The organism is Devosia faecipullorum, from assembly GCF_015158295.1.
Lineage (GTDB): Bacteria > Pseudomonadota > Alphaproteobacteria > Rhizobiales > Devosiaceae > Devosia > Devosia faecipullorum.
On record NZ_JACDXV010000005.1, the window covers coordinates 71,004 to 94,798 of the forward strand.

At 63.1% G+C, this 23,795-nt stretch carries 23 protein-coding genes and 1 riboswitch; of the genes, 16 read left to right on the forward strand and 7 right to left on the reverse strand.

Features of this window, described 5'->3' with window-relative positions:
• Positions 1-55: 55 nt before the first annotated feature.
• A complete protein-coding gene (locus H0482_RS12165; protein WP_193730333.1) occupies positions 56-634 on the reverse strand; it encodes a hypothetical protein in 579 nt (192 codons plus the stop codon).
• 76 nt (positions 635-710) lie between these two features.
• Between H0482_RS12165 and H0482_RS12170 the strand changes: the two genes are divergently transcribed.
• From H0482_RS12170 to H0482_RS12180, 3 genes are all read left to right on the forward strand, one after another.
• A complete protein-coding gene (locus H0482_RS12170) occupies positions 711-1,076 on the forward strand; it encodes a DUF4180 domain-containing protein (RefSeq protein ID WP_193730334.1) in 366 nt (121 codons plus the stop codon).
• 1 nt (position 1,077) lies between these two features.
• Positions 1,078-1,758 carry a ribonuclease HII gene (locus H0482_RS12175; RefSeq protein WP_193730335.1) on the forward strand — a complete coding sequence of 227 codons (681 nt, stop codon included), beginning with the start codon at positions 1,078-1,080 and terminating at the stop codon, positions 1,756-1,758.
• An 82-nt stretch (positions 1,759-1,840) separates the two neighbouring features.
• Positions 1,841-2,977: a site-specific DNA-methyltransferase gene (locus H0482_RS12180; protein WP_193730336.1), complete on the forward strand. Its 1,137-nt coding sequence runs from the start codon at positions 1,841-1,843 to the stop codon at positions 2,975-2,977.
• Between the two features lie 72 nt (positions 2,978-3,049).
• On the opposite strand, the gene H0482_RS12185 is transcribed toward H0482_RS12180, so the two are convergent.
• Complete coding sequence (locus tag H0482_RS12185) at positions 3,050-4,105, reverse strand: A/G-specific adenine glycosylase (protein ID WP_193730337.1); 1,056 nt, start codon at positions 4,103-4,105, stop codon at positions 3,050-3,052.
• 343 nt (positions 4,106-4,448) lie between these two features.
• On the opposite strand from H0482_RS12185, the gene H0482_RS12190 reads away from it, so the two are divergent.
• From H0482_RS12190 to H0482_RS12200, 3 genes are all read left to right on the forward strand, one after another.
• Positions 4,449-4,964, forward strand: a complete 516-nt coding sequence (locus H0482_RS12190; RefSeq protein WP_193730338.1) for a DUF721 domain-containing protein — start codon at positions 4,449-4,451, stop codon at positions 4,962-4,964.
• An 89-nt stretch (positions 4,965-5,053) separates the two neighbouring features.
• Complete coding sequence (locus H0482_RS12195; RefSeq protein ID WP_193730339.1) at positions 5,054-5,728, forward strand: DsbA family protein; 675 nt, start codon at positions 5,054-5,056, stop codon at positions 5,726-5,728.
• Between the two features lie 180 nt (positions 5,729-5,908).
• Complete coding sequence (locus H0482_RS12200) at positions 5,909-9,364, forward strand: chromosome segregation SMC family protein (protein WP_193730340.1); 3,456 nt, start codon at positions 5,909-5,911, stop codon at positions 9,362-9,364.
• A 59-nt stretch (positions 9,365-9,423) separates the two neighbouring features.
• Here H0482_RS12200 and H0482_RS12205 read toward each other — a convergent pair whose 3' ends face one another.
• Entirely contained in the window at positions 9,424-9,741 is a 318-nt protein-coding gene (locus tag H0482_RS12205; protein ID WP_193730341.1) for a hypothetical protein, read from the reverse strand.
• A gap of 280 nt (positions 9,742-10,021) precedes the next feature.
• Between H0482_RS12205 and H0482_RS12210 the strand changes: the two genes are divergently transcribed.
• The 9 genes from H0482_RS12210 (at position 10,022) to gcvPB (ending at position 18,026) form a co-directional block, all read left to right on the forward strand.
• Entirely contained in the window at positions 10,022-10,417 is a 396-nt protein-coding gene (locus H0482_RS12210; protein WP_193730342.1) for an AtpZ/AtpI family protein, read from the forward strand.
• 18 nt (positions 10,418-10,435) lie between these two features.
• Complete coding sequence (locus H0482_RS12215; RefSeq protein ID WP_193730343.1) at positions 10,436-11,215, forward strand: F0F1 ATP synthase subunit A; 780 nt, start codon at positions 10,436-10,438, stop codon at positions 11,213-11,215.
• A 58-nt stretch (positions 11,216-11,273) separates the two neighbouring features.
• Positions 11,274-11,501: a F0F1 ATP synthase subunit C gene (locus H0482_RS12220; RefSeq protein WP_067459640.1), complete on the forward strand. Its 228-nt coding sequence runs from the start codon at positions 11,274-11,276 to the stop codon at positions 11,499-11,501.
• 188 nt (positions 11,502-11,689) lie between these two features.
• The gene (locus H0482_RS12225; protein ID WP_407925728.1) at positions 11,690-12,325 is read left to right on the forward strand and encodes a F0F1 ATP synthase subunit B; all 636 of its coding nucleotides are present in this window, start codon (positions 11,690-11,692) and stop codon (positions 12,323-12,325) included.
• A 3-nt stretch (positions 12,326-12,328) separates the two neighbouring features.
• Positions 12,329-12,817: a F0F1 ATP synthase subunit B family protein gene (locus H0482_RS12230; RefSeq protein WP_193730345.1), complete on the forward strand. Its 489-nt coding sequence runs from the start codon at positions 12,329-12,331 to the stop codon at positions 12,815-12,817.
• A gap of 539 nt (positions 12,818-13,356) precedes the next feature.
• Positions 13,357-13,446: riboswitch (glycine riboswitch) on the forward strand.
• 149 nt (positions 13,447-13,595) lie between these two features.
• Positions 13,596-14,756 (forward strand): glycine cleavage system aminomethyltransferase GcvT, encoded by a 1,161-nt coding sequence (gene gcvT, locus H0482_RS12235; RefSeq protein WP_193730346.1) that lies wholly within the window; start codon positions 13,596-13,598, stop codon positions 14,754-14,756.
• A 7-nt stretch (positions 14,757-14,763) separates the two neighbouring features.
• Entirely contained in the window at positions 14,764-15,129 is a 366-nt protein-coding gene (gene gcvH, locus H0482_RS12240; protein ID WP_193730347.1) for a glycine cleavage system protein GcvH, read from the forward strand.
• 12 nt (positions 15,130-15,141) lie between these two features.
• Positions 15,142-16,485: an aminomethyl-transferring glycine dehydrogenase subunit GcvPA gene (gene gcvPA, locus H0482_RS12245; protein WP_193730348.1), complete on the forward strand. Its 1,344-nt coding sequence runs from the start codon at positions 15,142-15,144 to the stop codon at positions 16,483-16,485.
• On the forward strand, positions 16,482-18,026 hold the full coding sequence (gcvPB, locus tag H0482_RS12250; protein WP_193730349.1) for an aminomethyl-transferring glycine dehydrogenase subunit GcvPB: 1,545 nt from the start codon (positions 16,482-16,484) through the stop codon (positions 18,024-18,026). Before gcvPA ends, gcvPB begins: the two co-directional genes overlap by 4 nt.
• 49 nt (positions 18,027-18,075) lie before the next feature.
• On the opposite strand, the gene H0482_RS12255 is transcribed toward gcvPB, so the two are convergent.
• The 3 genes from H0482_RS12255 to H0482_RS12265 all read right to left on the reverse strand — a co-directional run bounded on the left by H0482_RS12255 (position 18,076) and on the right by H0482_RS12265 (position 20,107).
• Entirely contained in the window at positions 18,076-18,663 is a 588-nt protein-coding gene (locus H0482_RS12255) for a hypothetical protein (protein WP_193730350.1), read from the reverse strand.
• Between the two features lie 21 nt (positions 18,664-18,684).
• A complete protein-coding gene (locus H0482_RS12260; protein ID WP_193730351.1) occupies positions 18,685-19,173 on the reverse strand; it encodes a peroxiredoxin in 489 nt (162 codons plus the stop codon).
• A 97-nt stretch (positions 19,174-19,270) separates the two neighbouring features.
• Positions 19,271-20,107, reverse strand: a complete 837-nt coding sequence (locus tag H0482_RS12265; RefSeq protein ID WP_193730352.1) for a protein-disulfide reductase DsbD domain-containing protein — start codon at positions 20,105-20,107, stop codon at positions 19,271-19,273.
• Between the two features lie 128 nt (positions 20,108-20,235).
• Between H0482_RS12265 and H0482_RS12270 the strand changes: the two genes are divergently transcribed.
• Complete coding sequence (locus H0482_RS12270) at positions 20,236-20,811, forward strand: YqgE/AlgH family protein (protein WP_193730353.1); 576 nt, start codon at positions 20,236-20,238, stop codon at positions 20,809-20,811.
• Between the two features lie 66 nt (positions 20,812-20,877).
• Here the strand turns inward: H0482_RS12270 and H0482_RS12275 are convergent, their stop codons facing one another.
• The gene (locus H0482_RS12275; protein ID WP_193730354.1) at positions 20,878-23,757 is read right to left on the reverse strand and encodes a sensor domain-containing phosphodiesterase; all 2,880 of its coding nucleotides are present in this window, start codon (positions 23,755-23,757) and stop codon (positions 20,878-20,880) included.
• Positions 23,758-23,795: the final 38 nt, after the last annotated feature.

Sequence of the window (23,795 nt, forward strand, 5' to 3'; positions counted from 1 at the left end):
CGGGCGCGAAGCAACCCGCGGGCCCAGCAATGCCGAAACCGGTTAAACAGCCGGTCTAATACTGCGCCACTTTGCGCGCATAGGTGCTCATGAAATCCAGCGAGGCCAGCACGCCGCGCAGCGACATCCAGCTTTCGACCGGCCGCTCCGATCCGGCCAGCGGCACCGAGAGCGTCAGCGCATTGCGGTCCTTCATCTTGTCCAGCACCGCCTCGCGATCGGCACCGATCAGGAAAAACTGATTGATCGTGTTGTGGCGAACTTCCATATCCGTCCCCATCGTCAGGACAATGGGCGGCTCGCCGCCAAAGCGCAGCAGGATCGGCTTTTGTCCATCATATTCGCCTTTGGCGGGCGCGACGGTAATGGCCAGGTCGATCTCGCCATCGAGCCGGTTGTGGACGAGGGTCAGCTTATAGGCGGGCAGGCCCGCATCGTTGAGTTCCTGGCTGCCGGTGCTGGCAAAACAGGAATAGCCGGAATAGTCGGTTGCGTCCTCGTCGATGGCGTCGGGACAGGCGGCGAGCCAATCGCGGTGATATTGCCGCCATTCTCCGAACGGATGATGGAAGGGCTGGGCCAGGGCCGGCCCGCTCCAGATCAGGAGCGCCACGAGGCAGAACGCTTTACGCATGAAAAGTCTCTCACACCTTTGCCCCCCGGCCGGACTGCTATATCAGCAGGAGGGTTTTCGCGAAACGGACATCGGCATGCATCAGGAACGGATCAATGGCCTCGCCCTGTTTTTTGTCGACGCTGACGGCCCGGCACTGTCCAGCGAACAGGATGCGCTCGACCTGCTCGGGCAGACCTATGGCACCGAAGCCGACATGATCGTTGTTCCCGTTGCTCGCTTCGCGCCGGGTTTTTTCGATCTCAGCACCAGGCTGGCCGGTCATTTCTTCCAGAAATTGCAGAATTACCGCATGCGCCTCGCCATAATCGGGGATATTTCCGGCCCCCTCTCGGCCAGCAAGGCGCTGCGCGACTTTGTCGGAGAAACCAATCGTCTCGGCCATCATCGTTTCGCCGCCGACCGGGAAGCGCTCCTCGCCGCCTTGGGCGCAGAGACCTGATATGGCGCGCCGAATCGTCATCGAATCCGTTGCGGCGGACCTGTTCGCGCCGGAGGCCGGATTTCCCGATTACAGCCACGAGACGATGCTGCTTTCGCGGGGAGCACACAGCATTGCCGGAGTGGACGAAGCCGGGCGCGGACCGCTGGCCGGGCCAGTCGTGGTGGCCGCCGTGCGGCTCGATCCGAACCACATTCCCACCGGACTCAACGATTCCAAAAAGCTCAGCGCCGAGCGCCGGGACGCGCTGTACGACGAAATCCTCGCCCATGCCGAAATCGCCATCGCCACGGCGCCGCCCGGCGACATTTTCAGCCTCAATATTCGCGGCGCGACCCTTGCCGCCATGGCCCGCGCCGTGCGCGCCCTGCCCCGACCGGCGGATCGCGTCCTGGTCGATGGCCGCGACGTGCCGCCCGGCCTGCCCTGCCCCGGCATCGCCCTGATCGGGGGCGACGGGCGCAGCGTCTCCATCGCCGCGGCCTCCATCGTCGCCAAGGTCACGCGCGACCGCATGTGCGCCATCATGGATGGCGATGCGCCCCATTTCGGCTTTTCCGGGCACAAGGGCTATGGTACCGCCGCCCATCTGGCTGCGCTCGGCGATCACGGCCCCAGCCGCCACCATCGCGCCGGCTTCGCCCCGGTCGCGGCCCTGCTGGCGCGGCGGACTGCCGGTTAACTCCCTGCTAATCCCTTGAGAACGCTCCATTAACCTCAACGTTCTATAACGGACTTGTTAGTACTGCGTTAGGGTTAAGTGTATGTTGCGTACCGCGCGTACGGCCAGCAAGGCCGATGCGGAAAGGGTGGCCGCTCGCCTCCCGATCGATACTATCCTGATGGGCGATTGCATCGACCATATGAATAGTTTGCCGGCCGGCTCCATCGATCTCATTTTCGCCGATCCCCCCTACAATCTTCAGCTCGAACAGGGGCTGACCCGTCCCGACCAGTCCAAGGTCGATGCGGTGGATGACGATTGGGACAAGTTCGACAGCTTCGCCCATTACGACGCCTTTACCCGCGCCTGGCTGGGTGCCGCGCGGCGGCTGCTCAAGCCAGATGGCGCCCTCTGGGTCATCGGCTCCTATCACAATATCTTCCGCGTCGGTGCGGCGTTGCAGGATCTCGATTTCTGGATGCTCAACGACATCGTCTGGCGCAAGGCCAATCCGATGCCCAATTTCCGCGGCACGCGCTTCACCAATGCGCATGAAACGCTGATCTGGGCCGCCAAGAGCCAGAAAAGCCGCGTCACCTTCAATTACGAAGCCATGAAACTGGCCAATGACGACACGCAGATGCGCAGCGACTGGCTGTTTCCCATCTGCACCGGCGCCGAGCGTCTCAAGGGCGAGGACGAGAGCAAGCTGCATCCGACCCAGAAGCCGGAAGCGCTATTGTTCCGCATTCTCAATGCCACCACCAAACCCGGCGACATCGTGCTCGACCCGTTCTTCGGCACCGGCACGACCGGCGCAGTAGCGCGCAAGCTGGGCCGTCACTTTATCGGCATCGACCGGGAAGAGACCTATATCGAGGGGGCGCGCCAGCGCATCGCCTCCATCCGCCCCGGCGTGTTCGAGGCACTGCAATCGGTGACGCCCAAGCGCAAGGAAACCCGCATTCCCTTCGGCTCGCTGGTGGAACAGGGCCTTATCGAGGTCGGCGCGCAACTTTTCGATGCGGGCAAGCGTTATTCGGCCATGGTTCGCGCAGACGGCTCACTCGTCTCGGGTTCGCATCAGGGGTCGATCCACAAGGTCGGCGCGCTGGTTCAGGGAGCCGAGTCATGCAACGGGTGGACCTTCTGGCACCACGACTTCAACGGCGTGCCCGAGCCGATCGACACGCTTCGGGCCAGTATTCGACAAAAACTTGATTTGCTTTCTGCCTGAACCTGACCTCCAATCGCCTCAGGCTCTATGACTTGGCCGCCGGTTTGCCCCGGCGGCCTTTTTGTTGGCCGGTCAGTGGTCCAGCCCCGCCTGCGCCAGCACCTTGCGGAACAGCGTCGGCAGCGCCTCGCCACGCAATGCGGATGGCGCGCTCCACCAGCCGCCATCCAGCCCATCGGCGGCGACCATAGCCGACCAAACCTCCAGTTCCAGCCGGAAATGGGTAAAAATGTGCACCACCTGGCCCCGATGCTGCCAGGGCGCGGCGGCGGGATAGGAGGGCTCGCCCAGTTCGGCGCTCCACTCCGATGTCGGCACCTCGGTCATTGCCGCCAACAACCCCTTGGCGGGGCGCGTTTGCAGATAGACATCGCCCGTCGCGTCAGTCATCACAAAGGCATGGCCCTTGCGCAAAGGGCGCTCGGCCTTGACCGGCTTGACCGGAAAAGCCAGCGGATTGCCAGATTTCAGCGCCACGCATTCGGGCTGTAATGGGCAGATCAGGCATGAGGCGTTGCGCGGCGCGCAGATCGTTGCGCCCAGATCCATCATGGCCTGCGCAAAATCCCCCGCACGCTCCGGCACAGCTGTCTGCAAGGCGGCGCGCAGCTCGTCCTTGGCTTCGCGCACAGGCACATCCAACGCATAATAACGCGCCAGCACGCGGTCGAGATTGCCGTCGAGCACGGCCACGCGCTCATCGAAGCAGATCGCGGCGATGGCAGCGCTGGTATAGGCGCCAATGCCCGGAAGCGCCTGCAATTCCGCCGCGCTGCCCGGAAAGACCCCGCCATGATCGCGTATGATAGTCTGAGCGCAGGCATGCAGGTTCCGCGCCCGGGCATAATAGCCGAGCCCCGCCCATTCGCGCAGCACGGCATCGAGCGGCGCCGCTGCCAGATCCTCGACCCGCGGCCACAGGCTGGTGAAGCGCAGGAAATAGGTTTTTACCGCCGCTACCGTGGTCTGCTGCAACATGACCTCGCTCAGCCAGACCTCGTAGGGGTCGGGCCGCACGCCCGTTTTCCGCTCCGCCGGCGGCACGCGCCAGGGCAGATCGCGGGCATGAAGATCATACCAGGCGAGCACGGCCTGCGCGTCGATGGGATGGGGAGCGGCGAGGGGCAAAGCGGGCAATTCAATTGGCAATAGCGGCAAACTAGCGCCCGGGCTCCGCCCGGTCCATTCAAAACGGCACCATCGCTCCCACGTTTTGCCCCCCGGCCCACCCCCAAGGGGGAGGGAGAGCAGGAGCCGAAGGTTTGGGGGAGGCAGTGCGACCCGAAAACAAAATTCCCCGCTTCCGTCCGAAAGCTGCAATCCTGCGCCTCCCTCCCCCCTGAGGGGAGGGATTGAGGGTGGGGGTTCAGGATGCCCCAACCGACCCCTGAAACAGCCGCCAACTCGTCCCGCGCCTCCCCCTTTCGCACCGGCTCTTGTCCCCGCCCGGCCCGCGCGCTACTCCATCCGCATGTCCAGGGACGAACCGCCCGAATATAAACGCCGCAACAAAACGCTCTCCGTCGCCGATGCCCTGGCCGGGGCGATCGACCCGGTATTGCGCAAGCGCGGCTTTGCCGGGCGGGACATCATCACGCAATGGGCCGTGATCGCGCCGCCGCCCTTCAACACCACGACCCAGCCGGACAAGCTGAGCTGGCCGCGCGCCGCCCATAATGCGGAAGGCGCCACGCTCTATCTGCGCTGCGCGCCGGGCCAGGCGCTTTTCGCCCAGCATGAAGCGCCGGCCATCGCCGCCGCGATCAATCGTTATTTCGGCTATGTGCTGGTCAAGGATGTACGGCTTTCGGCCGAGCCGTTCAGTCCGGGTTCAGGCAGGAAAGCGCAAAAGCCCTATCAACCGAGCCAGAGCGAGATCGCAAAGGTCGGCAAGCAGACCGAACAGGTCGAAGACGACGATCTGAGGGAGGCGTTGCAGGTGCTGGGCCTCGCGCTCTCCAGCAGGTCGGTGCAAAAGAACGGATAGATCGTTCACCTCGTATTGATAGAGATGCCCACTTGCCGACAATTTCCGCCCGTGTAGTGTCGGCCACGCAATAATCAGGAGCCTCCGACGTGAAATTCAATCGCCGCAAAACCATCATCCTTGCCGCTGCCGCTTCGGCGCTGAGCCTGTCCGGGATGGGCATCGCACAGGGTGCCGAAGGCGATGTCGTCGATATGGCCAAGCTCATGGCGGTCGCCGGTGGTCTGGACGATCATTTCGAGGGCAATCCGGAGGCGCCGGTCACGGTGATCGAATATGCCTCGCCCACCTGCCCCCATTGCGCCGCTTTCCACATCAGTGTCTATGAGACCTTCAAGGCCGATTACATCGACACCGGCAAGGTGTGGTTCACCGTGCGCCCCTTTGCCCGCAATGCGCTGGATGCGGCCATTTTCATGCTGGCCGAAGCCGCCGGCCCCGAGCATTACCACGAAGTCGTCGCCACCTATATGAAGACCCAGAACGAATGGGGCATGTCGGAAAAACCGCGCGACGCCATCTTTGCCATTGCCCAGCAACTCGGCTTTACAGAGGAAACCTTCAACGCCGCCTTGACGAATCAGGACGTGCTGAACGGGATTGAAGCGATCAAGAATCAGGCGCTGGACGATTTCGGGCTGACGGGGACGCCGACATTCTATGTCAACGGCAAGACGCTTTCTGGGGGCAAGACGCTTGAGCAGCTCGCTGCCGAGATCGATCCCCTCGTGCCCGCCGGCTTTGTCGCCCCCGCTGCGCAGTAACGGCAAACGCGATCTCCCCTTCTCCCTCGAGGGGAAGGGGCAATTCGATCCCCGATCGTCACCCTCGGGCCTGGCCCGAGGGCTCAGGCGGATTGAGCCGCCTGAAAACAACCCTTGGGCCAGACCCGAGGGTGACGCAGGTGGGATTTGGGCTCGCCTGTGGTCATCGAGGCGGCGCCGATGAAATTCTCCCGCCTCAAACTCCATGGCTTCAAAAGCTTTTCCGATGAAACCGTGCTCGTCATGGAGCCCGGCCTCACCGGCATTGTCGGGCCAAATGGCTGCGGCAAGTCCAATCTGGTTGAGGCCATGCGCTGGGTCATGGGCGAAAGCTCCTACAAGGCCATGCGCGCCTCGGGCATGGACGATGTGATCTTTTCCGGCTCCGGCAATCGTCCGGCCCGCAATTCCGCCGAAGTCACCCTCGTCCTCGACAATACCGACCGCACCGCGCCCGCCGCGCTCAACAATGCCGATGTGCTCGAAGTCACCCGCCGCATCGAGCGCGACGCCGGATCGGTCTATCGCGTCAATGGCAAGGAAGTGCGGGCCCGCGACGTGCAATTGCTGTTTGCCGATGCCTCGACCGGCGCGCATTCCCCCGCCATGGTCCGCCAGGGCCAGATCGGCGAATTGATCTCCGCCAAACCCACCGCGCGCCGTGCCCTGCTCGAAGAGGCAGCGGGCATTTCGGGGCTCCATTCCCGCCGCCACGAAGCCGAACTGCGCCTGCGCGCCGCCGAAGCCAATCTCGAACGGGTGGACGACATTATCGGCCAGGTCGAGACCCAGCTTGAAAATCTCAAGCGCCAGGCCCGCCTCGCCAATCGCTATCGGGGGCTTTCGGGAGACATTCGCCGCGCCGAAGCGACATTGTTCCATATTCGCTGGGTCGCCACCCGCGTGGGCGAGAAAGAAAACGAAGCGGCCCAGGCGGTGCTGATCCGCCAGCTTGCCGATGCGACCCATGCGTCGCACCTCGCCCAGAAAGCCAGCGAGGCCGCCGAAGCCGCGCTGACCCCATTGCGCGAGCGCGAAGCCGTCACCGGCGCGGTGCTGCAACGCTATACTATTCTGGCCGAGCAATTGGCCGATGAGGCGCGCCGCATGAGCCAGCGCCGGGCGGAGCTGGAGGATCGCCTGCGCCAGATCGCCGCCGATGGCACCCGGGAGCGCGAACTGGCCGCCGAGAGCGAAACCACGCTGGCCGCCTATGGGAAGGAACAGGCGGACCTCGTCGCCGAACAGCAGGCGGCGCAGGAAGATCACGATGCCGCCCGCCTCGCGGCCGACGCCGCGCGCGCCGCGGTTGCCGAGGCCGAAATTGCCGGCCGCGCCGCCGCCGATGCACTGGCGCAAATGCGCGCCCGCCGCGCCCAGGCCGAGCGCAGCCTGCTCGAATTGCGCAGCCGCCATGCCCGGCTGGCTCAGCAGGTGTCGGAGGTCGAGGCCGATCTCGCCAATGTGCTGGCCCGGCTTGACGCCGACGAAACGCTCGCCCTTCGCCGCGCCGCTCTCGACGCCGCCCAGACCCATGCCGGAGCCGCCGAAAGCGCCGCTTTGACAGCGGAAAGCGCCGCCGGTGATGCGCAAACCCGGCTCGATGCTGCCCGTCCGCGCCTCGCCGAACTCGATGCCCTGGTCACAAGGCTCGACGCCGAAGCTGCGACGCTCGCAAAAATGCTCAATATCGGCTCCAGCCTCTGGCCCGCAGTGGTGGACGAACTGGCCGTGGCGCCGGGCTATGAAACCGCGCTGGGCGCCGCGCTGGGTGATGATCTGGAAGCCTCCAGCGATGCCGGCGCGCCGATGCACTGGTCCGTCGCGCTCGATTCCTACGACGATCCGCCGCTGCCGCAGGGCGCCGAACCGCTGTCGCGCCATGTCAAAGGCACCGAGCTGCTCAAGCGCCGCCTCAACCAGATCGGGTTGGTCGATGCCGTCGATGGACCAGGGCTGATGCGGGCGCTCCGTCCGGGCCAGCGTCTGGTGACGCTTGATGGCGCGCTCTGGCGCTGGGACGGTTTCGTCGCCGCCGCCGACGCGCCCAGCGCTGCCGCCCAGCGGCTGGCCCAGCGCAATCGGCTGGCTGAGCTGGACGAGGAAGTGACCCGCGCCAGGGGGGAGCGCAATGGCTGGAAGCGCGATGTCGACGCGCTCGCCACCGCGCTCAATCTGGCCCGCGAGGGCGAACGCAATGCCCGCGAAGACTGGCGGCGGGCTCAGCATGCCATCGGAACGGCGCAATCGGCGCTCGACACGGCCCAACGTGCCATTGGCGATCTCGCCACCCGCCGCTCCACGCTCGAGGAAGCCCGCACCCGCCTCGCCGCCAGTCTGGACGAAGCCCGGACCATGCAGGCCGAGGCCGAAACGGCTTTGGCCCAATCGGGCGATGAAACCGACATCGCTGCAACCGCCGAGGCGGCGCAGCGCCAGCTTTCTATGCTGCGGGACAAAGCCGAACAGGCGCGGCTGACCTTGGCCAATGTGGAATCGGCCTCGCGCATTCGCCTGGCCCGGCTCGACCAATTGGCCCGCGATGCCTCCGCCTGGCAACGCCGCCGCGATGGTGCGCTCGCGCAATTGGCGACGCTGGATCAGCGGCTGGACGATGTGCAGTCCCAACTGGCCGGGCTCGCCGAGGCCCCCGATGGCTTTGCCGGGCGCAAGGCCCAGCTCGACGCACAGATCGAGCAGGCCCGCATCGAACATCAGAGCTCGGGCGACCGGCTCAGCGAGGCGCAGACGGCCTGGCGCGAGGCGGAAAAGGCGCTCAAGACCGCCGGGGACAGCCTCAACGCCATTCGTATCGAACTGACCCGCATCGAGGAACGGCTCAAGGGCGTCATCGCCCAGCGTCAGCAGATCGAGCGTCAGGTGGAAGAATCGCTGGGCATCCCGGCGACGCGCACGCTGGAAGCCTCCGGCATCCGCCCCGAGGAGGCCCTGCCCTCCGAACCGGTCATCGAACAAAGGCTCGACCGGCTCAAGGCCGAGCGCGAGCGACTGGGCGGGGTCAATCTCTCCGCCGAAAAGGAAGCCGCGGAAATCCAGCTCAAGCTCGACACCATGATCGGGGACCGTGACGACATCATCGAGGCCATCGCCAAGCTGCGCGGCGGCATTGCCTCGCTCAACCGCGAGGGCCGCGCCCGGCTCAACGACGCCTTCCACCGGGTCAATGCCCATTTCCAGGACTTGTTCACCACCCTGTTCGGCGGCGGCACGGCGGAACTGAGTTTTGTGGAAAGCGACGATCCGCTGGAAGCCGGGCTCGAAATCATCGCCCGTCCACCCGGCAAGAAACCGCAGACCATGACCCTGCTATCGGGCGGCGAACAGGCGCTCACCGCCATGAGCCTGATCTTTGCCGTCTTCCTCACCAATCCGGCGCCGATCTGCGTGCTCGACGAGGTGGACGCTCCGCTCGATGACGCCAATGTCGAGCGCTTCTGCAACCTGCTCGATTCCATGCGCCAGCGCACCCGGACCCGCTTCATGGTGATCACCCACAACCCGATCACCATGAGCCGCATGGATCGCCTGTTCGGCGTCACCATGGCCGAGCGCGGCGTCAGCCAGCTCGTTTCGGTGGATTTGCGCACGGCGGAGAGTTTTCGCGAGGCGGGTTAGGATCCCCCGGCCCCCCTCTTTCCACCCATCTCGATATGGACCCGCCTTCTGGGGCGAAACTACGCGCCCGCCGTCCCGGCCAATTGCGTCTCAAGCCGGGCAATCTCCTGCCGCGCCGCCTCGAGTTCGGACCGCAGCCGATCAATTTCCTCCCGCAGGTTCTCCGGGCTCTCGCTTGTCGGCCCGGGATCGGATGCCTCCACCGATGTGGAAAAAATCCGCGCATGGAAGGATCGCAGGTAATTGAGGTCGTCGGCATGGGACTGGCCGGCCCTCGCCTCGGCCAGAATGCGCTCCAGATCGTCGCGCGTATCGGAGTTCATCTCTCCCGTATCCAGCAATTGGGCGATCAGGCGCTCGATTTCGGGTAATTCCATTTGGCTTTCTCTCTGCGATGAAACGGTCCGGTCCATGGCTTGCCTGAAACGGGCGGCGAGCACAACACCCGGTCCAGAATCCCCCTGGCTCGTCACGACTCCGCCATCATCATGGCGTGGACAGCATGACGCACCCTTGAGGCAATGCAATTCATCCATACAAAACAATAACTTAAAGCGAACCCAGCCGCCTTGACACCTTTTAGGGCCACCACTATGTTGCGCCCGACTTGTAAAGGGCGTCCGCCAAAAGCGGGAATGGCCGGCCGGGGAGAAGCGGATGACCAATTCGCCTGATAACCAGGACCAGCCGGAAAGCGCCGGAGAGGCGACGCGCGATCTTGCATCGCGCATTGCCTCCGCCAAGCGGGAGCGGCAGCGCGAGGACAACAGAGCCTCACGCGATGCTTCCCCGGAGATGAGCGGTCTGGCGCGCGGTTTGCGCATCGGCACCGAGTTCATCGCCGCGGTCCTGGTGGGTGCCGGCATCGGCTATCTCATCGACCTTGGCCTGGGAACCAGCCCCTGGGGCTTGCTCATCCTCTTGCTGATGGGCTTTGCCGCTGGAATCCTGAACGTCATCCGAGTGGTGGCGGAAATGAATGCCGCCTCGCCTGCCCCGGCCGGGTCCGATCTCGGACCGGACGCGGAAGACGACAAGCGGAACGATGAATGATGACGATTAGAGGGCTCCATGGCCGGTACTGACCCGATCCACCAGTTTGTCATCTATGACCTGTTCGAGCTATTCACCCTTGGCGGTGACGGCACGGAAGGGTCGGGGACCACTTTCGCCTTCACCAATTCGTCGCTCTTCATGGTGCTGACGATCGGCGTTATTGTCGCCTTCATGCTGCTGGCCACGTCCGGCAAACGCCTGGTGCCCAACAGGCTGCAATTGACGGCGGAACTGCTCTACGAATTCGTCGCGGGCATGGTCAGGGGCTCGGCCGGCAAGGAAGGCATGCGCTTCATGCCGCTGGTGTTCAGCCTCTTCACCTTCATCTTCGTGGCCAACATGTTCGGCATGGTGCCGTATTTCTTCACCGTCACCAGCCACATCATCATCACCTTCGCCCTGTCGATGATGGTGTTCCTCACCGTCATTCTCTATGGCTTCATCAAGAACGGCCCGAAATTCCTCAAGCTGTTCGTTCCGGCTGGCGTGCCGGGCTATATCCTGCCCATCGTAACGCCGATCGAGGTCATTTCCTTCCTCTCGCGCCCGATCAGCCTGTCGGTTCGTCTGTTCGGCAATATCCTGGCTGGCCATATCACGCTCAAGGTGTTCACCGGGTTCGCGGTGATGATGATTGCGGGCCTGGGCGCTTTTGGCTGGTTCGCCTCCATCCTGCCGATCATCATGGCGGTAGCGATTACCGGTCTCGAGTTTCTCGTCGGTTCAGTTCAGGCCTATGTTTTCGCGGTCCTGACCTGCATGTATCTCAACGACGCGATCCACCCTTCCCACTAACCACCAATCTCGGCGGATGGCCCGCCGGTACTAAAACGTCGCTTGAAAGGACATTAAAATGGAAGCTGAAGCCGCAAAGTTCATCGGTGCCGGTATTGCCACCTTCGGTATGGCTGGCGCCGCCCTGGGCGTGGCCAACATTTTCGGCAACTTCCTCTCGGGTGCCCTGCGCAACCCGTCGGCTGCCCCCAGCCAGTTCGGTAACCTGATTTTCGGTTTCGCCGTGACCGAAGCTCTGGGCATCTTCTCGTTCCTGGTTGCCCTGATCCTGCTGTTCGTCGCCTAATAGCGACGGCATGAGTTTCGCAGCCGGACTGGTTCCGGCTGCACTCCCTTTTCCGGCCCCGGCCGGACGACCGGACCAAGCAATTTCCGACCGGAACGCCTCGCCTTTTGTGCCGGGGATTGCTTCAACAAGCAGGGAACTGCTTTGCTTTTCACGCGAAAGGCAAAGAGCTCTAACGGGATCTCGACCTGATGGTAACGCAAGCCTACGCTCAAGAAGCGGAAATTCCGGCGGATGAAAACGCTGGCGACGCCGTGCACGTGGTTGGTGGCGAACAAGCCGATCCGACCCAGGGCACGCATGCCACGACCGAAGCGCATGGCGACGACCATAGTTCGGACGTCTTCCCGCCCTTCGATCCCGCGACCTTCCCCAGCCAGCTCTTGTGGCTCGCCATTACATTTGGCCTGCTCTACGTGCTGATGAGCAAGGTTGCCCTGCCCCGTCTCGGCGGCATTCTGGAAACCCGCAAGGCCCTGATCGACGCCGATCTGGCTGCCGCCGATGCGGACCGCCAGAAGACCGACGCGGCCATCGCGGCCTATGAAAAGGCATTGGCTGAAGCCAAGTCCAAGGCGCAGGGCATCGCCAACGAGACCCGTGAGGCCGTCCAGGCCGATCTGGCTCAGAAGCGCTCCGGGGTGGAAAGCGATCTTTCCGCCAAAATCGCCGCTGCCGAAGCCCGTATCGCCCAGACCAAGGCCGAAGCTCTCACCCATGTGGATGAGATCGCCGCCGAAACGGCCCAGGCCGTGGTCAGCCAGATCGTGGGCGACGTTTCCACCGACAGCGTTCGTGCCGCCGTCGCCAAGGTTAAGGGGTAAGCCATGCCAGAATGGTTGGATAACAGCTTCTTCGCTACGGTCGGCCTCGTCATCTTTCTCGGGATGATGATCTATTTCGGCGTCCCCGGCATTATCGGGAAGATGCTCGACGGCAAGATCAAGCAGATCGAGGACGACATCGCCGAGGCCAGGCGCCTGCGCGACGAAGCCGCCGCCCTGCTGGTCGAATATGAGCAGAAGCGCGTCGCTGCCGAAAAGGAAGCCGAGGGCATCATTGCCGCGGCCAAGGAAGAAGCCGAGCGCATCGCCAGCGAGGCCCAGGCGTCGCTGACCGATCTCGTTGCCCGCCGCACCAAGGCTGTGGAAGACAAGATCGCCCAGGCCGAAGCCCAGGCCGTCGCCGAAGTGCGCGCCCGCTCCGCCGACCTCGCCGTGGAAGCTGCCCGCGTGGTGCTTTCCGACGAGATGAACAAGCAAGGCGGCAAGGTCATCGACGCCGCCATTGCCGACGTCGGCAATCGCCTGAACTAAGGCCACAAGGTCAAACCCAATTCCAGAGGCGGGCAGCAACGCCCGCCTCTTTTGTTTGGCCTGAATTCCTTTTGACTGACAGCGCCCCCCCCCCATTCTCCGACCCCACCCGCCCCCTCCCACGTCCAACACCTCCCCCTCCACCGACGTCACCACCCGGCTCGTCCGGGTGGTCCACGAGAGCCACCATGGTTGGGGTGCACTGGATTGCCCGGACAAGCCCGGCAATGACGATCGAGGAACTGGCAAGTGTGGCAGGTGATTTCGAAACCTGGGTCGAGCCAAGCAGAGCCTTCGGCCCCAACACCACCCCCGTCCAACACCCCCCTCCCCCAACGTCACCACCCGGCTCGTCCGGGTGGTCCACGGGAGCCCCCTTGGTTGGAGAAAAAATGGATTGCCCGGACAAGCCAGGCAATGACGAAGGAATGGGAAATACCCCGTTGCAGAGAGCGCAATTGAACCCGATCTGCGTCTCCTCCCCGCAATGGAACACATCCGAACCGCAATTGACGTTTTCCGGAATCTCCCCCATTGTCGCCGCGACTGCGGGAGAGACTGGCTTTGTGCCGGCGCCGAAGGAGCAACCGCCCCGGAAACTCTCAGGCATCGAGGACCGCAGTCAGGTCAGAAACTCTGGAAAGCAGGCCCTAATCGGCCTCTCCGAAGGAGCAACCGGCGCTCAGCCGGGAAATCTCTCAGGGCAAGGACAGAGGGGGCACGCATTTCCGCCGCAAGGCGGAGCCTTGTCGTGTTGCCGTCCAACCCGAGAGAGTTCATGGCCGAAGCCAATAGCGATAATCTTCTCACCGTTCCGCTCAACGACCAGCACATTGCCGCGGGCGGGCGCATGGTGCCTTTCGGCGGCTATTCCCTGCCGGTGCAATATCCCACCGGCATCATGGCCGAGCATAAATGGACCCGCGAACAGGCCGGGCTTTTCGATGTCAGCCATATGGGGCCGAGCGTTCTGACGCTCAATCGGCCGAGCGGCGACGCCGAGGCCGACCACGCCGCCATTGCCGCGCTGATCGAGCCGCTGATCTGCGGCGACATCCTCAATCTCAAGCCGGGCCAGATCCGCTATACGCTGATGCTCAACGAAGATGGCGGAGCGCTGGACGACCTGATGATCGGCCGCTCGCCGAACCAGCCGGGCGCGCTTTATGTCGTGGTCAATGCGGCCATGAAGGAAGCCGATTTTCCCCGCATGGAAGCGGCTATCGGCGACAAGGCCAGCCTGAAACGCGCCGACGACAATGTCCTGTTGGCGCTTCAGGGTCCGGAAGCCGTTGGCGTCCTTGCCGCAATCATTCCCCAGGTGATCGAGCTTGGCTTCATGACCTATGCGCCGTTCAACTGGGAAGGCGCGGAACTGGTCATCGCCCGTTCCGGCTATACCGGCGAAGACGGGTTTGAAATTCTCTGCCCGCCCGGCCATGCGCCGCGCCTCTGGGCGCAATTGCTCGCCGATCCGCGCGTCAAGCCCATCGGTCTTGGGGCGCGCGACAGCCTTCGTCTCGAAGCCGGCCTGCCGCTTTATGGCCATGACCTCGACGCCACCACTTCGCCCATCGAGGCAGGTCTCGGCTTTGCCGTCTCCAAGCGCCGCCGCGAGGCCGCCGACTTTCCCGGCGCAGCGCGGATTCTCGCCGAGCGCGAGGGGCAGCTTGCCCGCAAGCGCGTCGCCCTGATCGTCGAGGGCGCACCGGCCCGCGAGGGCGCCGAAATTCTCGATGCTCATGGCAAGGCCATCGGCGTCGTCACCAGCGGCGGTTTTGCGCCGACGCTGGGCAAGGCCATCGCCCTGGGCTTCGTGCCCCCGGCCTTCGCCGAGCCGGGCACCAGGCTTCAGGTCTCGGTGCGTGGCCGCGCCCAATCTGCCGAAGCCGTCGCCACCCCTTTCGTTCCCCACCGCTATTTCCGCAAGTCAGCCTGAGGCTCCCATGAATACCAAGTTCACCCCCGATCACGAATATATCCGCGTCGAAGGCTCCGTCGGCATCGTCGGCATTTCCAACCATGCACAGGAGCAATTGGGCGACATCGTCTTCATCGAACTGCCCCCCGTCGGCAAGGTTCTCAACAAGGGCGACGAGGCCGCTGTGGTGGAATCGGTCAAGGCCGCGTCCGAAATCTATGCGCCGGTTTCCGGTGAGATCGTAGAAGTGAACAATGCGTTGACGAATGAGCCCGGTCTCGTGAATTCCGACGCTGAAAATGGTGGCTGGATGTTCAAGATCGCCATCAAAAACGCGGAAGAACTCGAAACTCTGCTAAACGCCGGCCAATATGCCGATCTGATCCGCTAAAGCCCTGAAATCATGCGCTATCTTCCCCATTCGGACCATGAACGCGCCGAGATGCTCGGCATTATCGGCGCGCCTGACGTGGACGCGCTGTTCAGCGCCGTGCCCAAGGCCGCGTTCAAGAATTTTTCCCTTGATTTGCCCGCACATAGCCCGGAATTCCTGGTCGAGGCGCATATGCGCGCCCTCGCGGGCCGCAACCGCTCCGGCGGCGATGGCCCGTTCTTTGTCGGCGCCGGGGCCTATCGCCACCACATTCCCGCCACGGTCGATCATTTAATCCAGCGTTCTGAATGGCTTACGGCCTATACGCCCTACCAGCCGGAGATTTCGCAGGGCACTTTGCAGATGCTCTTCGAATTTCAGACCCAGGTGGCCAAGATCACCGGCATGGAAGTGGCCAATGCCTCGCTCTATGACGGCTCGACCGGCACGGCGGAAGCCGTGCTCATGGCCAGGCGCTTGACTCGCAAGGATAAAATCGTTCTCTCCGACGGATTGCACCCCCATTACCGGGACGTGGTCAAAGCCTATCTCAAGGACGATCCAGATCTCGTCTGCCTGTCGCCGTCTCCCGAGGGCCAGGGCGACATTCTGGAGCAGATCGACGGCAATACCGCCGCCATCGTCATCCAAACCCCTGATTTCTATGGTCATTTGCGCGATCTCAAGCAGGCGGCCGACGCTGCCCACGCGCAGGGCGCTCTGCTGATCGTGGTGATCACCGAAATCGTCTCGCTGGGCCTGCTCGAAGCCCCCGGCGCGCTGGGTGCCGACATCGTGGTCGCCGAGGGCCAATCGATTGGAAATGCTCTCAATTTTGGCGGCCCCTATCTTGGCCTGATGGCGACGCGGAAGGAATTTCTGCGCCAGATGCCGGGCCGCATTTGCGGCGAAACGGTCGATGCGGACGGCAATCGCGGATTCGTTTTGACCCTCTCCACCCGCGAGCAGCATATCCGCCGCGAAAAGGCGACGAGCAATATCTGTACGAATTCAGGGCTTTGCGCGCTGGCCTTCTCCATCCACATGGCCCTGCTCGGCGAGGCCGGCTTCACTCGCCTGGCCCGGCTCAACCATGCCAATGCGATTGTCCTGGCCGATACACTGGCCGGAATTCCCGGCGTCACGGTGCTGAACAAGACCTTCTTCAACGAGATGACCATCCGCGTCAGCCAGCCCGCCGCCGCCTTGGTGGAACGGCTTGCCAGCCGCGGCATCCTGGCCGGCGTGCCCGCCAGCCGCCTGCTGCCCGGCGATCCGGAGGTCGATAACCTCATCATCCTTGCCGCCACCGAACTCACCACGCAAACCGACATAGCGGCCCTTGCCGCCGCTCTCGTGGAGGAATTGGCATGAGCATGAACACTCAAGGCCGCCCCACCGGCACGGGCAGCGGCGGCATTGCCGCTTCCGGCTCGGCGCTGCTTCCCAATGAGCCGCTGCTGTTCGAAATCGGTGACACCGAGCATTCCGGCGTCGACCTGCCGGAAGTCAACCTCGACAGCGACCGCCTCGGCGGCTTCAACCGCAAGAGCAAGCTGGATCTGGCCGGACTCACCGAGCCCGAGGCCATGCGCCATTACGTGCGCCTCTCCCGCCTCAACCATTCCATCGATTCGGGCATGTATCCGCTGGGTTCATGCACGATGAAGCACAATCCGCGCCTCAACGAGAAGATGGCGCGGCTACCCGGTTTTTCGGACATTCATCCGCTCCAGCCCGTCTCTACCGTGCAAGGCGCGCTGGAGATGATGAACCAGCTGTCGCATTGGCTGATGACCCTCACCAATAGCGCGGCTGTCGCCCTCTCGCCCAAGGCGGGCGCACATGGCGAACTGCTCGGCATGATGGCAATCAAGGCGGCGCAGGACGCGAAGGGCGCTTCGCTCCGCAATATCGTTCTGGTGCCCGAAAGCGCCCATGGCACCAATCCCGCCACGGCCGCTTTCCTGGGTTATAGCGTCAAGCCGGTGCCCGCCAAGGATGACGGGACAGTGGATGTCGAGGCCGTCAAGGCCGCGCTCTCCCCCGAAGTTGCAGCTATCATGTTGACCAATCCCAATACCTGCGGGCTGTTCGAGCCGCAGGTCATCGAGATTGCTCAGGCGGTGCACGATGCGGGCGCGTTCTTCTACTGCGACGGCGCCAATTTCAACGCCATCATGGGCGTGGTGCGCCCTGGTGATCTCGGCATCGACGCCATGCATATCAACCTGCACAAGACCTTCTCGACACCCCATGGCGGCGGCGGGCCGGGCGCCGGCCCTGTTGTGCTCTCGGAGGCCCTTGCGCCCTTCGCGCCCGTACCCTTCGTGCGCAAGGCGGGCGAAGGTCTAGAGCTGGTTGAGCATGTCGAAGATCAGGCTCTGGGGCGCGTTACCGCCTTCCACGGCCAGATGGGCATGTATGTGCGCGCGCTGACCTATATGCTCAGCCATGGCGCTGATGGCCTGGCGCAGGCAGCCGAGGATGCTGTGCTCAACGCCAACTACATCAAGGCACGGCTCGAGCACCTGTTCTCTGTGCCGTTCCCCGACTATCCAACCATGCATGAGGCGCTGTTCGACGACAGCTTCCTCAAGGGCACGGGCGTCACCACGCTCGATTTCGCCAAGACGATGATCGATGAGGGTTTCCATCCCATGACCATGTATTTCCCCTTGGTCGTACATGGCGCCATGCTCATCGAGCCGACGGAAAGCGAGAGCATGCAGACGCTGGATCACTTCTGCACCGTCATGGCGGACCTTGCCAATGACGCCAAGGCCGGCAATCTCGAGCGTTTCACCGCCGCACCGCTGAAGGCTCCGCGTCGGCGTCTCGACGAAACCCGCGCCGCGCGCCAGCCCATCCTCAGATGGGAACGCCCCGAGGACACGGCTCAGGCCGTCGAATAAAAGAAAGGCCCGGAGCGATCCGGGCCTTTTCACTGATGTTACCGAGAGCTTATCCTCTGGTGTCGAAACCGACCCAGATGGTGATGCTCTCCCCGCCCAGATAGGGGATGGTGACATTTTCCACCACCTTGACGAATTCCGACATCTGCGCCGGCGGCGTGATGGCGACTGGCAACGAATATTTCTCTGAGAAAATGGCCTGCCCGTCGCGTTCGACGGCGAAGCGGATCGGGGCATTCACCGAGGTCTGACGGCCCGCTGGGCCGAGCAGGACGCGGCCGGAAACGCCCATATTGACGGTGATCTGCCCGTTAGACACCACACAATTGCGCGTCGCCTCATCGATGGCGCCCTGGTATTGCAGCGCCTTCGGATCGCCGGTGCGGCCATTGCCGTAATAATACATCGCTTCGCCGCCCAGCCGGATCTTGATGGGCGGGCATTCAGTGGCGATGATCGGCAGAGCATTGGTCTGGGCCTGCGCCACCGATTGCGGGGTCGCGGCGGCGTTCTGCAGATTGGCATTGGCGGAACTGGAGCCACCACCCATCAATCCGCCCATTGAACAGCCAGCCAGGATAGCTGCAAGGCCGATTGAAGCAGAAATCCGGAACGCGGACGACAGAATAGAGGTCATGTTGCGCAAGGCTCCTGGCGATTAGGCGGCTTCGAGAGCCATCAGAATGGAGGGCGCGCCACTGGCATTAACGCCAGGCGCATCTTCGACAAACACAGCTTCAACCGTGCCGTTATTGATGATCATGGCGGCGCGGGCATAGCGCGTTCCCATCCCGGCGCCGGAAAAATCCCGGTCGAGGCCCATTTCCCTGGCGAGATCGCCATTGCCGTCAACAAGAAAGGCAATGTCGGCCAGCGCGCCGGAAGACTCGGCCCAAGCCTTCATCACATGATGGTCGTTGACGGCCGCGCAGACGATCCTGTCGATGCCGGCGGCACGCAGCTTGGCGGCATTGGCGACAAAGCCGGGCAGGTGATTGACATGGCAGGTCGGGGTGAACGCCCCCGGCACCGAAAACAGCACGATCTTGCCCTGCCCCAGAGCCGCCCGGCTGGTCGTGTCCTCGACGCCTGATGCCGTCACCAGCTTGATCCCCACGGAAGGGATGGGAATGCCGCGTTCGATCATGCCGGAAACTGCCCCATTCTCAGCGGCAAATGCCGCCCCACCAAAACTCTGGCCCCTGCGATATGCGGCTTTACGCCTGCGCACAAGACCGGCTGGATTATTGATCCAGTTTTGCGTCACTCTGCGCACTGCCGGATTCGATGGTCCGGCTGACCACATATGCACCCATATCGGTCATGAACGTAACCTCCACATCCATGCCGTCGAGAGCACTATTGTCGCTTTTTCCCAGGATGGGAAGCACGACTAGTTCGCTATGCGGGCTTTTTTGCGGCGCGCCGAATAGCGGCTCACCGGCAGAGGTCGTGGCAATCACGCTGTGAGCATCCACGCCCTCATGCTCGACCGAGATGCTGATGGCGTCGGCGTCGGGCATCAGCGCCACTTCGCCAATCGCGGCAGCGCTATCGGTCCAGGCGATCGGAACCTCGGCCATTGCCTGCCTGATCCTAAGGCCGTTCGGTGCGTCGGGCGCGTTTTCAAGAAGCGGAAGGTTCAGGCGGAGCTGGGCCGGAACGCAGATTTCGGAACATATGCCCAGGATCGCGGTGACATCGACGATGCCCCCGGTTTCGGGCAATGTCAGCTCGATAGGCAGGATGGTATGCCCGTAATAGACATAGTCGAGCGCCTCCCCCGAAGCTTCGCGCAATGGGTAGGGCCAGTAAATGTCGTAGTCGGCAATGCCGCTGGAGGCCGAGAAATCGAGCGCGAGAGGCAATCCGGTTTCACCCGGCACCCGCCAATAAGTCTTGGTGCCGGCAGGCATGTCGATTTCCAGCGCCACCAGCGCTTTTCCAGCCTTGCTGACCTGCCCGGCGCTGATCAGGCGGATCGACACGTCAGGCGCCACGCTCTGCCACGGCGTTTCGCCCGCAATGGCGGGCGAGCACAGGAACGATATGGCGACACATAGGACCGGCAACATATGCATGGCATGGCATTAGCGCAGGCAATGGTGAAGGAACAGTCGCCAGCCGTTCATGCCTTCGTGATGACCGCGCCCAACCCTCGCAGCAGGCGAAGCTTGGCATGGGGGGGTACCCATCCTACATTGGGCACATGAACACGCTTGCAGGTCATTTTCTGGTTGCCATGCCCGCCATGGAAGACGAACGCTTCGCCGAAAGCGTCATTCTGGTGGTCGGTCACGGTGAAGAAGGCGCGATGGGATTGGTGGTCAATCACGAAATGGCCAATCTGCGTTTTTCCGACATCCTGGACGAACTGGACCTGGGCGATCCCGACGCCGTCATCCGCCTGCCCGACAGCATCCGCGAACGCGCCGTGATGCGGGGCGGGCCGGTGGAGAAAGGGCGCGGCTTCGTGCTGCATTCAAACGACTATCATAGCGGCAACACCCACAAGATCGCCGAGGACGTGGGGCTGACGGCGACGCTCGACGTGCTCAAGGCCATGGCCTTCGGCCCTTCCCCGCGCTCTTCGCTGTTCGCGCTTGGCTGCTGTGGCTGGAGCCCTGGCCAATTGGAAGACGAGATCAGCACCAATGGTTGGCTAACCGTTCCGTTCAACCGGGAATTGCTGTTCGATACGCCGGTGGAGCAACGCTATGAAAAAGCGCTTGCCAGCCTGAATATCACCCGAGCGAGCCTCAGCTCCGAGGCGGGGCACGGGTAAAAGCTCCGCCCCAGCTAGCCTTCGACCCTTGTCTCATACCTGTCGTTGTGTGGAGCGCACCGAAACTCACTTGCCCAATTGCGTCGCAAGTTTCCTGCCCAGCTCACTACCCGACATCGCCGCGCCGAAGGCAAAGCCTTGCGCATAGCGGCAATTGAGCTGTCGCAGACGCTCGATCTCGTCAACGCTCTCAACCCCTTCGGCAATAACCATCAGGTCCAGATCGGTGGCAAGGGCAACGATCGCCTTGATTATCGGCGCTTGTGTATGGGCGATGCCGCTATCGCTGCCCATGCGGATGAAGGGCGCAGGAATCTTGATGGTGTCGAAGGGGAACCGGTGCAAATAGCTCAATGAGGAATGGCCGGTGCCGAAATCGTCGAGAGCCAGCCCCAGTCCCATATTGCGCAAGGCTTCGAGCATAAAGGCGGAATGCTCGGGATTGGTCATCACCTGGCTTTCGGTGATTTCAAGCTTGAGATGTGAAGCCAGCGCATGATCCTGCGCGAGCAGATTGCGCATATCGTTGAGCAAGGTTTCGGTCGCCAATTGGCTTGGTGACAGATTGACCGAAAGGAAGAAGCCATCGGGCAGACCGATAGTGGTAAGCCAGTCCTTGGCCTGCGCTGCGGATTGCTCGAAGGCCAGGCGCCCCAGCTTCTCGATCTGGCCAGAACGTTCGGCCAGCGGCACGAATTCGTCCGGCATCACGGAGCCGCGGGTCGGATGGTTCCAGCGCATCAGCGCTTCAGCCCCGGCGATCTGGCCGGACTGGGTGTCGATTATCGGCTGGAATTGCACATGCAGTTCGCCCTGCTTCATGCCGCGCTCAAGGTCTTCCTCGCTTGCCCGGTTATAGGAGGCGATGGAGCGGGCGGAGGCGCGATAAGCTTCGATACGGTCGCCGCCCAGGCGCTTGGCGTAATACATGGCCAGTTCCGCATCCCGCAGCACGTCCGCGGCGGTGGAGGGATTGCTGTCATAGATGGTGACGCCGATGGATGCCGTCAGGACAAGATCGCGGTCACCGAAATTAAATGGCGCTTTCAGCGCCTTGCGGATCTGCTCCGCCGTCTCGGCAATCTTGCTGGCGGCCTGTTCGGATGCCAGGATCACCGCGAACTGGTCGCCGGTAATGCGCGCCACCGTATCCAGCGGACGCATGATGCGCGCAATACGCCGGGAAATGGCCAGCAAGACCGAATCCGCGGCCGAATGGCCAATGCGTTCCTCAAGCTCCATGAAACGATCAATGTCGATAAGGAATACCGCCGGCTTGGCGCCCCCGGGCGTGCGCGCGCGGACCAGCGAACGCTCCAGCCGGTCAAGGAAAAGCTGACGATTGGGCAAGCCGGTAAGGCTGTCATGGACCGCGTCATGCAGCAGCCGCTCGCGGGCCGCACGATCCTCGGTAACATCTTGCAGCGTGCCGACGATGCGGTTGACCTGGCCGTCGCCGCCCAGGACCGGCTTCACCCGCATACGGAAAGTGCGGTAGCTGCCGTCGTGGCCGGCCACGCGCATATCGGCCGAAACCTTGCCTCGTCGCAGCTCCACAAGCGTGTCGAATGCGGTTCGGAACCGGTCGCGATCATCAGGGTGGACCCGGTCGAGCCAGCGCTTGATGGCGCCGCGCAATGCACCGCGTTTCTCTCCCAGCCGCGTCGCCAGTTCATCGCTTACCGTCACACGGTCCCGCTCGATATTCCAGTCGAAGACAAAATCGCCCGAGCCGGTCAAGGCCAGGGCGCGGCGCTCGACTTCGCTCAACGTGCCCACCGACACCTGCCCTTCGGAAAAGGCATGCTGCACCGCCGTAAAGCCGAGCAACATGACGATGAGCACGAGGCCACCGGCAACGGCGGGCTGGGCAATATCATTGGTGACCCGGCCGGAAACCACGAGCCAGGCGTAAAACAACCAAGCGATGTAGATGATCCAGGTCGGCACCAGAAGGACGGCGCGATCATAGCCGCGCAGTGCGAGGAGAAGGATGAGGAAGAAGCCTGACAGCCCCAGCAGCGCCAGAACCAGCCGAGAAATGGTAGCCGCTATGTCGGGCTGGAAGAAGGCAAAGCCGAACAGGGCAATGAACATGGCAGCCAGGCCGAGCGCCAGATGGATGAAGCGCAGATGCCAGCGATGCAGATTGAGATAGATGAAGAGAAAACCCGCAAGGGTCGTGGCGATGCCCGCTTCCGCCGCGGCCCGAAAGGGCTGCACACCGCCGGCCGACAGGCCCAAGAGACGTCCCATAAGGCCAAAATCGATCAACAGATAGGCCAGAACCGCCCAGGCAAAGGCTGCGGTCGCCGGAAAGACGCCCCGTCCCTTCACCACGAACATGATGGTGAGAAACACCGCTGCCAACGACGCGACGCCCAAGACCACGCCACGGAACAGCGTGAAGGCGTTGACATAGTCGCGATAGGCGCTCGGCTCCCACAGATAAAGCTCGGGAAGGCGGTTCGCTGACAATTCGGCGACGATCGTCATGGTGGCGCCCGGGTCGAGGGTTACCTCGAACACATCGGCCTCCGGGTCCATGAGGCGAACCGGCCGAATGCCAGCACTGGGCGTCACCGCCGCAATACGGGAATTGCCCAGTTCCGGCTGGAACACACCCGAACCAGGCAGCCGATAGAAGGGCGCCACGAGCAGGCGTTCGATCTGCTGGTCACTGTCATTGCGCAGCGCGATCAGTCCAAAAAACGGATTGGTGTCCGGATGGCTGGCGAGCACTTCAATGCGCCGGATAATGCCATCCGCGTCTGGAGCGGTGGACAGTTGCACGCGCCCGCCCTGCCCCTGCACCACTTCGATCACATCCGACAGATTGACCGCATTGACGTCTTCGGGAACGGTGATGACCTCAAATCCCCGGGCCGGCGCATAGCCGAACACCGCGAACGCAAGACAGATCGCGATTAGAAATGATGAGCGCATCAGGGGCAGCTATATCCTGCTCTAGGTTTCATTATGGC

Bases quoted from the DNA above. Each gene is read 5' to 3' on its own strand.
- H0482_RS12180 (WP_193730336.1), top strand. From the start codon at position 1,841: ATGTTGCGTACCGCGCGTACGGCCAGCAAGGCCGATGCGGAAAGGGTG.
- H0482_RS12165 (WP_193730333.1), bottom strand. From the start codon at position 634: ATGCGTAAAGCGTTCTGCCTCGTGGCGCTCCTGATCTGGAGCGGGCCG.
- H0482_RS12205 (WP_193730341.1), bottom strand. From the start codon at position 9,741: ATGGAATTACCCGAAATCGAGCGCCTGATCGCCCAATTGCTGGATACG.
- H0482_RS12265 (WP_193730352.1), bottom strand. From the start codon at position 20,107: ATGCATATGTTGCCGGTCCTATGTGTCGCCATATCGTTCCTGTGCTCG.
- H0482_RS12200 (WP_193730340.1), top strand. From the start codon at position 5,909: ATGAAATTCTCCCGCCTCAAACTCCATGGCTTCAAAAGCTTTTCCGAT.
- H0482_RS12275 (WP_193730354.1), bottom strand. From the start codon at position 23,757: ATGCGCTCATCATTTCTAATCGCGATCTGTCTTGCGTTCGCGGTGTTC.
- gcvPB (WP_193730349.1), top strand. From the start codon at position 16,482: ATGAGCATGAACACTCAAGGCCGCCCCACCGGCACGGGCAGCGGCGGC.
- H0482_RS12270 (WP_193730353.1), top strand. From the start codon at position 20,236: ATGAACACGCTTGCAGGTCATTTTCTGGTTGCCATGCCCGCCATGGAA.
- H0482_RS12220 (WP_067459640.1), top strand. From the start codon at position 11,274: ATGGAAGCTGAAGCCGCAAAGTTCATCGGTGCCGGTATTGCCACCTTC.
- H0482_RS12255 (WP_193730350.1), bottom strand. From the start codon at position 18,663: ATGACCTCTATTCTGTCGTCCGCGTTCCGGATTTCTGCTTCAATCGGC.
- H0482_RS12230 (WP_193730345.1), top strand. From the start codon at position 12,329: ATGCCAGAATGGTTGGATAACAGCTTCTTCGCTACGGTCGGCCTCGTC.
- H0482_RS12170 (WP_193730334.1), top strand. From the start codon at position 711: ATGCATCAGGAACGGATCAATGGCCTCGCCCTGTTTTTTGTCGACGCT.
- gcvT (WP_193730346.1), top strand. From the start codon at position 13,596: ATGGCCGAAGCCAATAGCGATAATCTTCTCACCGTTCCGCTCAACGAC.
- H0482_RS12210 (WP_193730342.1), top strand. From the start codon at position 10,022: ATGACCAATTCGCCTGATAACCAGGACCAGCCGGAAAGCGCCGGAGAG.
- H0482_RS12260 (WP_193730351.1), bottom strand. From the start codon at position 19,173: ATGATCGAACGCGGCATTCCCATCCCTTCCGTGGGGATCAAGCTGGTG.
- H0482_RS12175 (WP_193730335.1), top strand. From the start codon at position 1,078: ATGGCGCGCCGAATCGTCATCGAATCCGTTGCGGCGGACCTGTTCGCG.
- gcvPA (WP_193730348.1), top strand. From the start codon at position 15,142: ATGCGCTATCTTCCCCATTCGGACCATGAACGCGCCGAGATGCTCGGC.
- H0482_RS12190 (WP_193730338.1), top strand. From the start codon at position 4,449: ATGTCCAGGGACGAACCGCCCGAATATAAACGCCGCAACAAAACGCTC.
- H0482_RS12215 (WP_193730343.1), top strand. From the start codon at position 10,436: ATGGCCGGTACTGACCCGATCCACCAGTTTGTCATCTATGACCTGTTC.
- gcvH (WP_193730347.1), top strand. From the start codon at position 14,764: ATGAATACCAAGTTCACCCCCGATCACGAATATATCCGCGTCGAAGGC.